We start from the raw sequence: 14,449 nt of genomic DNA, 5'->3' as shown, positions 1-14,449 counted from the left end.
TGCAATTAACTATCGTTTATTACATAAATTATTGAAGTTATATCACTCAATAACGGGCCTCTTTTTTTACCACCGTGGACTCCTGCCCAGTCCACATTTTCCCGTGCCCGCTTCCAGTAATTTATAGCCATCGGAGGATAAGTATGTTGCCGATTGAGAGACAGCAAAAAATTATTAATGAACTTAATATAAATGGCCGCGTAATTGTCTCAGAGCTGGTCACGCTTTGTCAGGTTTCACAGGAAACCATACGGCGTGATTTAAGCCAGCTGGAAAAAAGTGGATTATTACAACGCAGTCATGGTGGTGCTGTTCCGGTAAAAAGACAGAGTGCCAGCATTCAGGGAAATAACAGATCGTCCAGAGAAAATGAATTATCTTTTCGGCAGCGTATTAACGAGCATGTCGATGCAAAAATGAGTATTGCCAAGCGCGCGCTCGATTTTATTACTCCGGGTGACTGTATTTTGCTCGATAGCAGTACCACCTGCTGGTATCTGGCGCGACAGCTGCCCGATATTGAGTTAACCGTGCTAACCAATTCGCTACGCATCGTGCAGACGCTGGCGGCGCGCGGCAGCATTCGTACTATCTGCCTCGGCGGTGAATATTCTGACCGCGATGAAGATTTTCACGGCGTAGTGGCTGAGCAGCCGCTGCGTGAATTTCAGATTAACAAGATATTTTTTTCCTGTAGCAGTTTAGGTAATGACGGTTATTTACGCGAAGGCAATGAGAATAACGCGCATTTAAAACAACAAATGTTACTGGCCGCTGAAAGAAAACATCTTCTGCTGGATGGCAGTAAATTTATGCGGCCCTCTTTTGCCCGTGTTTGTCACTACCGTGATGTCGATTTTCTGATCACTGACCAATTAAAAGATAAAGAGCTGGAACAGGAACTGGCGTGGAATGGCGTTAACGTCATTGTCTGTTCTCAGCGTCATCAGTCCATGCAGCTAATTAAAAATTAACCAGGAGTCTGTATGAAAAAACATCTTATTGCCTGTTCTTTGCTTGCCCTGTTTGCCGCCACCGGTGCGCAGGCCGCTGATAAATTACGCATGGGTATCGTCGTTAAAATTGGTGGTATTCCCTGGTTTAACGCCATGGAAGCGGGCATTAAAAGTGAGGCGGCGAAGCGCGGCATCGATGCATGGATGGTCGGCCCTACCGCAGCCGATCCGGCGCTGCAGGTGCGCGCTATTGAAGATTTGATTGCGCAGAAAGTCGACATCATCGGCGTGGTGCCCAACGATCCGAAAGTGCTGGAGCCGGTGCTGAAACGGGCGCGGGATGCCGGCATCGAAGTCATTACCCATGAGTCGCCCGGTCAGCAGGGGGCCAACTGGGATTTTGAACTGGTTGACGCCGCCACCCACGGTATCAATCACATGAAAGCGCTGGCGAAGTGCATGCACGACGAGGGCAAATATGCCATGTACGTGGGCAGCCTGACCGTACCGCTGCATCAGCAGTGGACCGACGCCGCGCTCAATTATCAGAAAGAGCACTACCCCAGGATGCAGCTGGTCACCGACAAATTTGGCGTCGGCGAATCGCTGGATGACTCCATCCGTACCACTAATGAGCTGATGTCTAAATATCCCGATCTGAAAGGCATTATGGCGTTTGGTTCACAGGGGCCGATTGGTGCCGGACGCGCCGTAATGAACCGTAAAAAAATCGATCAGGTCTGCGTTATTGGCTCCTTCAGTCCGGGCCAGGGTGCCTCACTGGTACAGCGTAACGCCATTAAAGGCGGCTACATCTGGAATCCGGAGACCGCAGGTGAAGTCTTTGTCCGTATCGCTGACATGATGCAGAAGAAAGAGCCAATCACCGACGGTATGACGATTGAAGGACTGGGCAAAGTCAAAGTAGATGAAGCGACCCATACCATTCTCGGTAACAACACCGAGAGTCTGGATAAAGAAAACCTGCCAAAACTGGTAAAAATGGGGCTCTGATATGCAAGAGGTCATTCCACAGACGCTAATTGCGCTCGAGAATTTGTCGAAAACATTTGGTGGCAACCGCGCGCTGAGCGATATCTCCCTGACCTTACTGGCAGGTGAAGTGCACTGTCTCGCTGGCACCAACGGCTGTGGCAAGAGCACCCTGATCAAAGTTATCTCCGGGGTGCACGCCCCGGACAGCGGCAGCCGCATTACGCTGGGCGATGGCCCGGCACTGCCGCGACTGACCACACAACAGGCGCGCGACTTCGGTATTCAGGTGATCTATCAGGATCTGTCGCTGTTTCCGAATCTGAGCGTGGCAGAGAACATTGCGTTTGAGCATAACCTCAATGGTCTGCTGCGCTGGCACCGCAGCGCGCGCCTGCGTGAAAGCGCGCGCGGCATCATAACCGAGCTGAATTTTGACCTCGATCTGGACGCGAAAGTGGCGACGCTCTCGATTGCTCAGCGCCAGCAGGTTGCGATCTGTCGCGCGCTGGTCGCCGATGCGCGTCTGGTGATCATGGATGAGCCAACCGCCTCGCTGACCCGCACCGAGGTTAATCAGCTGCTGCGCACCGTGCGCTATCTGAAAGATAAAAATATCTGCGTGGTCTTTGTCAGCCACCGGCTTGATGAGGTGCTGGAGATCTCCGACCGCGTTACGGTGATCCGCGACGGCCGTAAAATGGGCTGCTGGCCCGCCCGGGAGATGACACCGCATCACCTTACCGAGCTGATGACCGGCCTGAAGCTCGACTATCAGCTGAAATCGCCGACGCGTAACAGCGAGCGCGTGATTCTGGAGATAGACGATCTGACCCGCGCCGGTCAGTACCATGATGTCAGTTTCAAACTTTACGAGGGTGAAGTGCTGGGGCTGTGCGGTCTGCTCGGATCCGGACGCACCGAGCTGGCGCTGTCGCTGTTTGGCATGACGCGTCCCGACAGCGGCAAAATCTGGCTCGACAGCAAACCGGTCCGCTTTCGCGGCCATGAAGATGCGATTAAAGCCGGTATCGGCTATGTATCGGAGGATCGCCTGACGTTAGGTCTGGTGCAGCAGCAGTCAGTGGCTGACAACATGGTGCTGCCGATCCTCGACAAGCTGCAGAACCGTTTTCACCTGATCGATGAATACCGCAAAAACAAGCTGATCCTGCAGTGGATCCAGCAGCTCGGCGTGCGCGTCGCTGACCCGAATCTCGCCATCTCCACCCTCTCCGGCGGCAATCAGCAAAAAATTGTGCTGGCAAAGTGGGTTCTGACGCAGCCGCGCATCCTGATTCTCGACTCGCCAACCGTTGGCGTAGACGTCGGTGCCAAAGCCAGCATCTATCAGCTGATTCATGAGCTGGCGAAAGAGGGACTGTCGATCATCCTGATCTCCGATGAGGTGCCGGAGGTCTGGTACAACTGCGACCGTATCCTGCATTTCCGCGACGGCACCATTCATGCCGAATATCAACCCGATAGCGTCGAGCAGCAGCAGCTGGCGGAGGTGATCAATGCCTGATTTTTCCCGTTTACGTCCGCACTCCAGCCAGGGCTGGCTCGCCTGGGTGCTGCTGGCGTTCATTCTGTTTTTCTCTGTGACCAGCGATCAGTTTCTTACCGTACAGAACCTGCTGGATCTGGCCGAGAGCTACGCGGTAACCGGCATTTTTGCGCTGGGCCTCTTTGTGGTGCTGGTGACCGGCGGGATCGACATCTCTTTTGCCGCCGTTGCCTCAGTGGTGCAGTACCTGCTCGCGTCACTGTTTGTGCAGTTTCAGTTTGATAACGCGCTGCTCAGCATTGTGCTGGCGGTCATGTGCGGCACGCTGTTTGGCGTGATCAATGCGCTGCTGATCACCACGCTGCGGGTGGTCTCCATCATCATCACTATCAGCATGCAGTCGCTGCTGTTCGGCCTGCTGATGTGGGTAACCGGCGGCCGCAGCCTTTACTCGCTGCCGGAGTGGTGGATCACCCTGCGTAACGTGCTGCCGTTCAGCTGGCAGGGCGAGAGCTTTCAGGTCGGCTTACCGCTCGCCACCATGCTGATTATTGCCGCGGCGACCGCACTGCTGCTGAACAAAACCAACCTCGGACGCCAGCTTTATGCAGTAGGTGGCGACGCAGAGTCTGCGCGACGTATCGGGATCCGCGTTGGTCTGATCCACGTTTTCGCCTACGGCTGGCTGGGCGCAATGGCGGCGATTGGCGGACTGGTGCAGGTCTATCGCATGGGAGAGGTCGTGCCTAATGCGCTGGTTGGCGGCGAGCTTGATGTGCTGGCAGCAACGGTGCTGGGCGGCGCCAGTCTGATGGGCGGTAAAGGCACGGTCAGCGGCACGCTGATGGGTGTCTTCCTGATCGCCATCCTGAAAAACGGTCTTAACCTGGTGGGCGTGTCGAACTACTTCATGAATATCGTGGTCGGCGGCGTCATCATGATTGCGATCGCCGTAACGCACTACAAAAAACGCAAAGAAACTGATGTCAGTTTCGTGTGACTGAGGGCATTGATGATGAAATCACTGACTGCACTGCGCCCTGACGGCACCAACCTTGGTCTGATGCTGCTTATCGCGCTGGCGCTGGCAACCTTTACCCTGATGCTGCCGGGCCGCTTCCTGACCGACTCAACCTTTATGAGCATGGCGTTTCAGCTGCCGGAGCTGGGGTTGCTCACGCTGGCAATGTTTATTGCCATTCTCAGCGGCGGCCTGAATCTCGCCATTATCGCGACTGCTAACCTGACCGCACTGTTTATCGCCTGGACGCTGATGAGCGCCCTGCCCGCCGGTGCCGGGATGGCGCTGCAGCTGCTGTGGCTGTTTATCGCCATTATCGGCGCCATGCTGATTGCCGCCGCGATTGGCGTCATCACCGGACTGATGGTGACACGTATCGGAGCGCATCCGATTCTGGTGACGCTGGCAACGATGATGACGCTGAACGGGATCGGTATCTGGCTGACCAAAGGCGCAGCCGTCAGCGGCATGCCGCCGGTGGTGCAGGCGCTGGGCGCCGATACGCTGCTCGGGATGCCGCTGCCGCTCTGGGTCTTTCTGATTGCCGCTGCGCTGCTGGCGCTGTTCCTCGGTAAAACCCGCGCCGGTAAATGTATTTACATGGGCGGCAGCAACATTAACGCGACCTGGTTCAGCGGCATCAACACCCATCGCATGGTGATGCTGGTTTACGTCATCTCCAGCCTGCTCTGCGTACTGGCGGGCCTGATCATGATGGCGCGCTTTAACTCAGCGCGTATGGGCTACGGCGACGCATACCTGCTGCTGACGGTGCTGGCGATTATCCTCGGCGGCACCGATCCCAACGGCGGTTTTGGCCGCGTCACCGGCGTCGTGCTGGCGCTGATTGCGCTGCAGGTGCTCTCCACCGGCTTCAACCTGATGAATATCAGCCAGCACGTCAGTCTGGCGATGTGGGGGGCAGTGCTGATTGTGGTACTCGCCTTTAAACAATTTAAAACCCGGTTCAATGAACACCGTGCGGTAAAGCTCAGCAAGCTGGCCGCGGTGCTTAATCCTCTGACTGAAAAGAAGGAAGTATGATGCGTATTCAAATCTCCCCGTCACTGATGTGTATGAACCTGATGGAGATCAAGCACCAGCTGCAGGTTCTCGATTCGCGCGCTGACTTTCTTCACGTGGATATTATGGATGGTCACTACGTCAAAAACATCACGCTCTCCCCTTTCTTCATTGAGCAGATCCGGCCCTATACCCGCGTCGCCATTGATGTACATCTGATGGTGGAAGAGCCGACCGATTTTATCGAAGCGGTCGCCAGAGCGGGTGCTGACTATATCTGCCCGCACGCAGAAACCATTAATCGCGATGCCTTCCGCGTAATAAATCTGATCCGCAGCTTTGGAAAAAAAGTCGGGGTGGTACTTAACCCCGCCACGCCGGTCTCCTTTATCCAGCACTATATCCACCTGCTGGATAAAATCACCGTGATGACGGTGGATCCTGGCTACGCCGGTCAGCCTTTTATTCCGGAGATGGTGGAGAAAGTGCGCGAGCTGAAAACGCTTAAGCAGCAGCACGGTTATCACTATCTGGTTGAGATTGACGGCTCCTGCAACACCCGCACCTATAACCAGCTGATTGGGGCGGGTGCAGAAGTGCTGATTGTCGGCACCTCCGGCCTGTTTAACATTCATGATGATTTAGCGACCGCATGGGAAATGATGCGCGACAGCATTGATGAAGCCCAGGGGCTGACGCAGGTGTCCGCATGAAACCAAGCTGGCTCGGGATCGATATCGGCGGCACCGGTACCCGGCTGCAGCTGATGGAAGAGGGTGGCGTCTGGAGCAGCTTTCGCAAAGTCGCTACCGCCAGCTGGGCGCAGCAGCCCGACGCGCTGCTGGCGCTCGCTCAGCTCATCCGCGACACGCTGGAACAGCAGCCGGTAAGCGGCATTATGCTGGGTCTGCCGGGCATTCTCAGTCGCGACCGGCAGCAGGTCATTTCGCTGCCCTTTATTCAGGCCCTGGATGGCCAGCCGGTCGCGGCGCGCCTCACCGCGCTGCTCGGCGTACCGGTGGCGATGGACAAAGATGTAAACCATCTGATGCTGTGGGATCTGCTGCAGCTGGAGCAGCTGCCGGACAACGCCGTGGGTCTCTATCCCGGCACCGGTATGGGCAACAGCCTGTGGCTGAACGGTGGCTTTTATCACGGCGAGCATGGCGGTGCCGGCGAGCTGGGGCATATTCCGGTCGCGGGCAACACCCTGCCCTGCCCGTGCGGTAACCACGGCTGTGCGGAAACGCTGACGTCGGGCCACTGGCTGAGCCGCTGGGCCGCACAGAATGCCGCCGGTACGCCGATCTCCGCCCTGTTTACCCGCCACGGCGAACAGCCGGAACTGCAGGCGTTTGTCCGGCGGCTGGCCGAACTCATCGCAACCGAAATGAATATTCTCGATCCGGAGTACCTGATCCTCGGTGGCGGTGTACTGGCGATGGCTGATTTTCCGCTGGCGCAGCTGCGCAGCCAGATCCAGCAGCATCTGCGGCCGCCGGTGACCCGTGAACACCTGAAGATTATTTTCAGTCACTCAACCGACTACACGGGCTGTCGCGGTGCCTGTCTGGCCGCAGAACGCCTGTTCAGGAGCGTAAGATGAAAGGAAAGGTGTGTGTTTTTGGCTCCTTTAATCTCGACATCGTGGCGGTGATGCGCCGCTTTCCGCTGCCGGGTGAGTCGCTGACGGCGCATCACAGCATGATGGGCGCAGGCGGCAAAGGTGCGAATCAGGCCACGGCGGCGCTGCGCGCGGGTGCGCGGGTGCACTACATCGGCAAAGTAGGCAATGACGATTTTGGCCTGTTTGCGCGCCGGCATCTGGAAAAAACCGGGTTTGATGCCATTACGCTGTTTACCTGTAAAGAGAAGCCGACCGGCAATGCGCTGATCTATGTCGCGGGCGATGACGCAGAGAATATGATTTCAGTCTATCCCGGTGCCAATACCACCGTGACCGCAGCCGAGGTGACGCGCTGCCAGCCTACGGTCGCCGCAGCCGACATTCTGCTGGTGCAGCTGGAGAATAATCTCAGCGCTATCCAGCGTATGATCGATAACGCCCGCGCCAGCGGCACCTTTGTCATCCTTAACCCGGCACCGTGGCAGAAGATTGGCGATGCGCTGCTGGCAAAGGTTGATCTGCTGACGCCGAACAGTACCGAAGCAACGCAGCTCAGCGGCGTAACGGTAACCGATTTCGCCAGCGCGCGTCGTGCCGCCGGGGTGCTGCATCGCAAGGGCGCGCGCCAGGTGATCATTACGCTGGGCATGGCCGGTGCCCTGCTCTCAACGCCCGACCGGCAGCTGCGTATTCCGCTCTTTCCGGCCCAGCCGCGCGATACCACCGGCGCGGGTGACGCGTTCAACGGTGCGCTGGCCGCGCGCCTCGCCTCCGGCGACGATTTGCCGCAGGCAGCGCGGTTTGCCGCAGCGTTTGCTTCGCTTTGCGTCGAACGCGCCGGCGCAGCCGACTCCATGCCCTCATATGCAGAGGCGCTGGCGCGACTGCAGGCACATCCGGAGTGCGTGGTCGGAGAGATAGAGGACGCGGTGGCGTAACTGAGTGGCTGAGGTCCGCCACCCGGGGTGCATCGCTGCGCCCCGGTTACGCCTTCAGCCATCCGGCTATCTGCGCATGCTGCAGCAGCATAATGGTTTTACCGTCACAAATGCGCCCCGCTTTTACCATTGCCAGCGCCTCCGGGAACGGCAGCTCCAGTACGGTGATCGCTTCATCTTCAACGCCACCGCCGCTGTTCGCGCGCGTCGCCTCACTATATTCTGCGGCAAAGAAGTGGATCAGTTCCGTGACGCCGCCCGGTGACATATAGGCGGCAAAGAGTTTCTCTACCTTTCCCGCCTGATAGCCCGTCTCCTCAATCGCCTCTTTGCGGATGCAATCTTCCGGCGTGTCATCGTCGAGCAGTCCGGCGCAGGCTTCAATCAGCTCACCGCTTTCGTTGCCGTTAACATAAGTGGCAATGCGAAACTGACGGGTCAGCACCACGCTGTTTTTTTCACGATTGTAGAGCAGAATCGTTGCGCCGTTACCGCGATCGTAGACCTCACGTTTGTGCCGTACCACCTCGCCATTGCTGCGGGTCAGTTCGTAGGTGTAATTGCGCAGCACAAACCAGTTTTCAGACAGGATTTTATTTTTAATGATGTTGATGGTGAATGCCATGGGCGCTCCGCTGCTTTGCTGAGAGAAGCTGAAATGATAGGCGGCAGCGGCGGGGAAAACTATCTGAATTCCCTGTGCGGCGACGGGTATAACAGATAAAAAAACGGGAGCCCGCAGGCTCCCGTTACTTTACAGAGAAGGATTTAGCGTCCGCTTTCGTCCGCCAGCTGCGGTGACGCATCGCTGCTGTCATCCGCGTGCACCTCATGCTCTTTCATCGCCTCTGCCTGTACGCGTTTACGTACGCCAAACCAGCCAAGCACCAGCAGCACGGCGATCAGAGGAATGGATGCAATGGTGTAGGTGCCATTAGGGTAGTCGAATGCCATCAGCACCAGCACGCTGAGTAAGAACAGCAGCGTCAGCCAGGAGGTGAACGGCGCCCACGGCAGCTTAAAGCTGACATCTTCTGCCTTGCCCTCTTTGATCGCTTTGCGCAGGCGCATCTGGCAGACCACGATAAAGCCCCATGAGGAGATGATCCCCAGCGAAGCAACGTTCAGGACAATCTCAAACACCTGCGACGGCACATAGTAGTTCAGCACTACGCCAACGATGTAAACCGCTACCGTGACCAGGATACCGGCATACGGCACCTGCTGCTTGCTCATCTTCGACATAAACTCCGGCGCGGAGCCGCCCATCGACATCGAGCGCAGGATACGGCCGGTTGAATAGAGACCAGAGTTAAGGCTGGAGAGCGCCGCGCTCAGGACCACGATGTTCATGATACTGCCGACATAGGGAACGCCCAGCTTCGAGAAGAACGTCACAAACGGACTCTGTCCCGCCTGGTAAGCATTCCACGGCAGCAGCAGTACCAGCAGCACCACGGAGCCCACATAGAACAGGCCAATACGCCAGATCACGCTGTTGATCGCTTTCGGCAGCATGGTTTTGGGATCTTTGCACTCGCCGGCCGCGGTTCCCACCAGCTCAATCGAGGCAAAGGCAAATACCACTCCCTGCACCAGCACCAGCGCGGCCATCAGGCCATGCGGGAAGAGGCCGCCGTTATCAGTGATCAGATGGAAGCCGGTTGCGTTGCCGTCGAGCGGTTTACCGGTTCCGAGAAACACCACGCCAACAATCAGGAAGATCACGATTGCCAGCACTTTGACCAGGGCAAACCAGAACTCCATTTCGGCAAACCACTTCACGCCAATCATGTTCATGGTGCCGACAATAGCCAGCGCGCCGAGCGCGAATACCCACTGCGGTACGTCGCCAAACGCGCCCCAGTAATGCATATAGAGCGCCACGGCGGTGATATCGACGATCCCGGTCATCGCCCAGTTCACAAAATACATCCAGCCGGCTACATAAGACGCTTTTTCCCCGAGGAATTCACGCGCATAGGAGACAAAGCTGCCGCTTGAGGGGCGATGCAGAACCAGCTCACCCAGCGCACGGAGGATAAAGAAAGAGAAGATGCCGCACACCAGATAGACCAGTGCCAGCGCCGGACCTGCCAGCTGCAGGCGGGCGCCAGCGCCGAGGAACAGACCGGTGCCGATAGCACCGCCGATGGCGATCATTTGTACCTGTCGGTTACCCATCGCTTTGTGGTAACCGGTATCGTGAGAGTTCAGCCAGCGCCTTCTCGCAGCACGCTGTTCGTCGGGCGTTTTTTTAGTATGTTTCATAGCTTTCCTGTTTGTCCTGACCATCAATCACCGGCTGACCAATCGTTTGCGCCTGCGGTGCGAAATGGAGTAAAAAACCGGTACCCGAGCAGTGGAACGATGCGCGTGGTGACCCGGGAAATTACGGCGATGAATCCTACCCGTTCTGCATGAACGAAGCAAAATATACTGGCTGGGTGCACGATCTGATTTGTAAGAATCGGTCGTGACGCACAAAAAACAGGTCAGCAGCGCGACCGGTCGTGAGGACGCCAGAAAAACAGAGGGTATCCGTCGGGAATATCTGCTGTTTTTTCTCAGGCAGCGCGCCGGAAACGAGTGGCCGACAGGAAAGCGTTCTGCTCAGACTGGCTCGCCCGGCAGCGTAACATTTACATTTCTTCCATAATTACTCCACGTTTCTCTGATTTACACCGCGTAAAGTAAAGCAGGCTGGTCTCTGCAGAGTGTACCCGCCTCGCCTGCCAGCGCGCCTGCCGTGCGCGGCTCACATAATAATGAAAAGCTGCCGCTGAGGAGTAACAGAGTTATGTCGGACTTTTTTATCGACCGCCCGGTCTTTGCCTGGGTTCTGGCGATGTTACTCTGTCTGTGCGGTACGCTGGCTATTACCTCCCTTCCGGTTGAACAGTACCCGGATCTCGCTCCGCCCAATGTCCGGATCACGGCTAATTATCCCGGCGCCTCTGCGCAGACGCTGGAGAATACCGTGACGCAGGTTATCGAACAGAATATGACCGGCATCGATAACCTGATGTACATGTCCTCTAACAGCAGCAGTACCGGCCAGGTGCAGATTACCCTGACCTTTCTCGCCGGTACCGATCCCGATGAGGCGCGTCAGCAGGTACAGAACCAGCTGCAGAGCGCCCTGCGCAAACTTCCGGCCGCCGTTCAGGCGCAGGGGGTTAACGTCAATAAAACCGGCGACAGCAATATTCTGATGATCGCCTTTGTCTCCACCGATGGCAGCATGGACAAGCAGGATATTGCTGATTACGTTGCCAGTAACATCCAGGATCCGCTTAGCCGCATCGATGGCGTCGGTCAGGTGGATGCCTATGGTTCGCAATACGCCATGCGTATCTGGCTCGATCCCGCCAAACTGACCCGCTATGCGCTCACGACCGCCGACATCATACAGGCGATCGCGTCACAGAATACGCAGGTCGCCGTAGGCCAGGTCGGCGGATTACCGTCCATAGAAAAACAGGCGCTGAACGCCACGGTCAATGCGCAATCCATGCTACAGACGCCAGAGCAGTTTCGCGCCATTACCTTAAAAAGCAGCAGCAGCGGTGCAGTTGTCACGCTGGGTGATGTGGCCAGCATCGCCATGGGCGCAGAGAAATATGACTATCTGAGCCGCTATAACGGTCAGCCGGCATCAGGCCTGGGCGTCAAGCTGGCTTCAGGCGCGAATGAGATGAATACTGACCGGCTGGTCCGCGCCCGCGTCGCGGAGCTGGCGCACTATTTTCCGCCCGGCCTGGAAGCGAAAATCGCGTTTGAAACCACGCCTTTTGTTAAAGCGTCAATTAAAGATGTTGTTAAAACACTGCTGGAAGCCATTCTGCTGGTCTTTCTGGTGATGTATCTCTTTCTGCAGAATTTCCGCGCCACGCTTATTCCCACGATCGCAGTGCCGGTGGTGCTGCTGGGTACATTTACCGTGCTCTATCTCTGCGGCTTCAGTATTAATACCCTGACCCTGTTTGCCGTGGTGCTGGCGATTGGCCTGCTGGTCGATGATGCGATCGTGGTCGTGGAAAACGTTGAGCGCATCATGAGTGAGGAGGGATTATCGCCGCGCGCCGCCACGCGAAAATCGATGGGTCAGATACAGGGCGCGCTGGTGGGCATTGCGCTGGTTCTCTCCGCGGTCTTTATCCCGATGGCCTTTTTTAGCGGCACGGTGGGTGCCATTTATCGCCAGTTCTCAATCACGATTGTCTCCGCCATGGTGCTGTCGGTGCTGGTGGCGATGATCCTGACGCCCGCGCTCTGCGCCACGCTGCTTAAGCCACTGAAACAGGGCGAACATCATGGTCAGCGTGGGTTTTTCGGCTGGTTTAACCGCGCATTTAACGCCGGCACTCAGCGCTACGAGCAGGGCGTGGCGCGGCTGCTGCGCCAGAGTGGCCGCTGGATGCTGCTCTATGCCGCGCTGATCGGCCTGATGGCCTTTCTGTTTTTGCGCCTGCCGACCTCCTTTCTGCCGCTGGAAGACCGCGGCGTATTCATGACGCAGATTCAGCTGCCGCCAGGTTCAACGCTGCAGCAGACGTCACGCGTGGTAGAGAAAGTCGAACATTACTACCTCACGGCAGAAAAAGAGAACGTTACGTCGGTGTTTGCCACCATTGGATCCGGGCCTGGCGGCAACGGTCAGAACGTGGCGCGGCTGTTTGTCCGCCTTACTCCCTGGGATGAACGCCCGGGTGACGACCGCACCTCTTTTGCCATTATTGAGCGCGCTACCCGCGCATTTACCGCCATTGCTGAAGCGCGCGTGGTCGCCAGCAGTCCGCCAGCCATTAGCGGTATGGGCAGCTCATCCGGCTTTGACCTGCAGCTGCAGGATCACGGCGGCATCGGGCATACGCAGATGATGGCGATGCGCGATAAGCTGCTGGCGCTGGCGTCGGCCGATCCGGCGCTGTCGCGCGTGCGGCATAATGGCCTGGACGATACGCCGCAGCTGCAGATTGATATTGACCAGCGCAAAGCGCAGGCGCTCGGCGTCTCGCTGGACACCATCAATCAGACCCTCTCTACTGCCTGGGGCTCGACTTATGTGAATGATTTTCTCGATCGCGGCCGGGTCAAAAAGGTCTATGTGCAGTCTGCGCCCGAGTTTCGTATGCTGCCCGGCGATATCAATAAATGGTACGTGCGCAACAGCAGCGGCGGCATGGTGCCCTTCTCTGCCTTTGCTACCAGCCGCTGGGAAACCGGCTCGCCGCGCCTTGAGCGCTACAACGGTTATGCATCACTGGAAATTGTTGGCGAAGCGGCCAGCGGCGTCAGCAGCGGAACAGCCATGGATGCGATGGAGAAGCTGGTGGCGCAGCTGCCGCTGGGCACTGGCTTCCAGTGGACCGGCGCATCTTATCAGGAACGATTATCCGGCGCGCAGGCCCCGGCGCTCTATGCTATTTCGCTGCTGGTGGTGTTTTTGTGTCTCGCAGCCCTCTATGAAAGCTGGTCTATTCCTTTCTCGGTGATGCTGGTTGTGCCGCTGGGCGTCGTGGGTGCCCTGCTGGCAACCTGGCTGCGCGGGCTGGAAAACGACGTCTATTTTCAGGTGGGTCTGCTGACGGTAATCGGCCTCTCTGCGAAAAACGCGATCCTGATCGTGGAGTTTGCGAATGAGATCAACAGTAAAGGCCGCGAACTAAAGCAGGCTACACTTGAAGCATCGCGTCAGCGCCTGCGCCCGATATTAATGACTTCGCTGGCCTTTATGTTTGGCGTCCTGCCGATGGCGATCAGCAGCGGCGCAGGTTCAGGCAGTCAGCACGCGGTAGGTACCGGCGTTCTGGGCGGTATGCTGACCGCCACGCTGCTGGCTATCTTCTTTGTACCCTTGTTCTTTGTGCTGGTCCGGCGTCGTTTTCCGCTGCGTGAGAAACCACAGGATTAACCGGCATGAAAAAGCCGCCGGAAGAGGCTCCCGGCGGCTTTATTGATGTGTGTGGTCAGAATCACAGCAAGGGGGGAAATACCCTGCTTTCCTCGTCACGCGTTACTTACGTAACATCGCTTCGATAAATTCTTTCCAGTTCCCCAGTTCATGTTCAACCATAACAACCTCTCTTATTGTGATGGCAATTGTACGCCGCTTTTTTCTGCAGGTGAATACGTTTTCACCTCTTATCACTATCGGCAGAAGCAGGTAAGAGCTGCAGTTTTTCTTTTTTGTGTCCTGACGCACATTCCTGCAACCTGCTGTTCAGGCTGAAAAATAATTTCTTTCGCATGCTGTAGCACAATTCCGTGATTAAGATAATCCTTACCAGCCTGATAATCAGGCAGCGCACAGTTTGCGCTCAAAATGAAAGCGTTTACTGGTCCTGATTAGCGTTTTCGATTAAAGCCTGCAGATGA

12 protein-coding genes are annotated in these 14,449 nt (G+C 56.8%); 9 read left to right on the top strand and 3 right to left on the bottom strand.

All coding sequences use genetic code 11. The features are described 5' to 3' along the window. Positions 1-143 precede the first annotated feature (143 nt). Genes BBA90_RS08370 through BBA90_RS08335 form a run of 8 tightly spaced genes read left to right on the top strand, consistent with a single transcriptional unit; the run spans position 144 to position 8,068 of the window. Positions 144-974, top strand: coding sequence for a DeoR/GlpR family DNA-binding transcription regulator (locus BBA90_RS08370; RefSeq protein WP_065648733.1), 831 nt, complete (start codon positions 144-146; stop codon positions 972-974). Between the two features lie 12 nt (positions 975-986). Beyond that, positions 987-1,970, top strand: a complete 984-nt coding sequence (locus BBA90_RS08365) for a substrate-binding domain-containing protein (protein WP_065648732.1) — start codon at positions 987-989, stop codon at positions 1,968-1,970. 1 nt (position 1,971) lies between these two features. After that, a complete protein-coding gene (locus BBA90_RS08360) occupies positions 1,972-3,477 on the top strand; it encodes a sugar ABC transporter ATP-binding protein (protein ID WP_065648731.1) in 1,506 nt (501 codons plus the stop codon). After that, positions 3,470-4,459: an ABC transporter permease gene (locus BBA90_RS08355; protein WP_065648730.1), complete on the top strand. Its 990-nt coding sequence runs from the start codon at positions 3,470-3,472 to the stop codon at positions 4,457-4,459. Before BBA90_RS08360 ends, BBA90_RS08355 begins: the two co-directional genes overlap by 8 nt. Positions 4,460-4,474: 15 nt before the next feature. After that, the gene (locus tag BBA90_RS08350; RefSeq protein ID WP_065650432.1) at positions 4,475-5,524 is read left to right on the top strand and encodes an ABC transporter permease; all 1,050 of its coding nucleotides are present in this window, start codon (positions 4,475-4,477) and stop codon (positions 5,522-5,524) included. Continuing rightward, positions 5,524-6,216 (top strand): D-allulose 6-phosphate 3-epimerase, encoded by a 693-nt coding sequence (gene alsE, locus BBA90_RS08345; RefSeq protein WP_065648729.1) that lies wholly within the window; start codon positions 5,524-5,526, stop codon positions 6,214-6,216. Before BBA90_RS08350 ends, alsE begins: the two co-directional genes overlap by 1 nt. Then, a complete protein-coding gene (gene alsK / locus BBA90_RS08340) occupies positions 6,213-7,109 on the top strand; it encodes an allose kinase (protein ID WP_065648728.1) in 897 nt (298 codons plus the stop codon). The genes alsE and alsK overlap by 4 nt, the downstream gene beginning before the upstream one ends. Beyond that, positions 7,106-8,068, top strand: coding sequence for a ribokinase (locus BBA90_RS08335; protein ID WP_065648727.1), 963 nt, complete (start codon positions 7,106-7,108; stop codon positions 8,066-8,068). The genes alsK and BBA90_RS08335 overlap by 4 nt, the downstream gene beginning before the upstream one ends. Before the next feature lie 46 nt (positions 8,069-8,114). On the opposite strand, the gene nudK is transcribed toward BBA90_RS08335, so the two are convergent. Together nudK and ansP are read right to left on the bottom strand one after the other, a co-directional pair. Beyond that, complete coding sequence (nudK, locus tag BBA90_RS08330; RefSeq protein WP_065648726.1) at positions 8,115-8,693, bottom strand: GDP-mannose pyrophosphatase NudK; 579 nt, start codon at positions 8,691-8,693, stop codon at positions 8,115-8,117. 143 nt (positions 8,694-8,836) lie between these two features. Continuing rightward, positions 8,837-10,339, bottom strand: a complete 1,503-nt coding sequence (gene ansP, locus BBA90_RS08325) for an L-asparagine permease (RefSeq protein WP_065648725.1) — start codon at positions 10,337-10,339, stop codon at positions 8,837-8,839. Positions 10,340-10,868: 529 nt separating this feature from the next. Between ansP and acrD the strand changes: the two genes are divergently transcribed. Beyond that, positions 10,869-13,985 carry a multidrug efflux RND transporter permease AcrD gene (acrD, locus tag BBA90_RS08320; protein WP_065648724.1) on the top strand — a complete coding sequence of 1,039 codons (3,117 nt, stop codon included), beginning with the start codon at positions 10,869-10,871 and terminating at the stop codon, positions 13,983-13,985. A gap of 102 nt (positions 13,986-14,087) precedes the next feature. Here the strand turns inward: acrD and ypfM are convergent, their stop codons facing one another. Then, positions 14,088-14,147, bottom strand: a complete 60-nt coding sequence (gene ypfM / locus BBA90_RS19655) for a protein YpfM (protein WP_104085366.1) — start codon at positions 14,145-14,147, stop codon at positions 14,088-14,090. Positions 14,148-14,449: the final 302 nt, after the last annotated feature.

This window comes from Pantoea eucrina (assembly GCF_001691555.1).
GTDB classification, from domain to species: Bacteria; Pseudomonadota; Gammaproteobacteria; order Enterobacterales; family Enterobacteriaceae; genus Pantoea; species Pantoea borealis.
This window is presented reverse-complemented; position numbering and strand designations above follow the sequence as displayed.

Excerpts from the sequence above, each read along its gene's own strand:
- alsK (WP_065648728.1), top strand. The coding sequence starts at position 6,213 with ATGAAACCAAGCTGGCTCGGGATCGATATCGGCGGCACCGGTACCCGG.
- alsE (WP_065648729.1), top strand. The coding sequence starts at position 5,524 with ATGCGTATTCAAATCTCCCCGTCACTGATGTGTATGAACCTGATGGAG.
- ansP (WP_065648725.1), bottom strand. The coding sequence starts at position 10,339 with ATGAAACATACTAAAAAAACGCCCGACGAACAGCGTGCTGCGAGAAGG.
- acrD (WP_065648724.1), top strand. The coding sequence starts at position 10,869 with ATGTCGGACTTTTTTATCGACCGCCCGGTCTTTGCCTGGGTTCTGGCG.
- BBA90_RS08365 (WP_065648732.1), top strand. The coding sequence starts at position 987 with ATGAAAAAACATCTTATTGCCTGTTCTTTGCTTGCCCTGTTTGCCGCC.
- BBA90_RS08355 (WP_065648730.1), top strand. The coding sequence starts at position 3,470 with ATGCCTGATTTTTCCCGTTTACGTCCGCACTCCAGCCAGGGCTGGCTC.
- BBA90_RS08350 (WP_065650432.1), top strand. The coding sequence starts at position 4,475 with ATGAAATCACTGACTGCACTGCGCCCTGACGGCACCAACCTTGGTCTG.
- BBA90_RS08335 (WP_065648727.1), top strand. The coding sequence starts at position 7,106 with ATGAAAGGAAAGGTGTGTGTTTTTGGCTCCTTTAATCTCGACATCGTG.
- BBA90_RS08370 (WP_065648733.1), top strand. The coding sequence starts at position 144 with ATGTTGCCGATTGAGAGACAGCAAAAAATTATTAATGAACTTAATATA.
- BBA90_RS08360 (WP_065648731.1), top strand. The coding sequence starts at position 1,972 with ATGCAAGAGGTCATTCCACAGACGCTAATTGCGCTCGAGAATTTGTCG.
- nudK (WP_065648726.1), bottom strand. The coding sequence starts at position 8,693 with ATGGCATTCACCATCAACATCATTAAAAATAAAATCCTGTCTGAAAAC.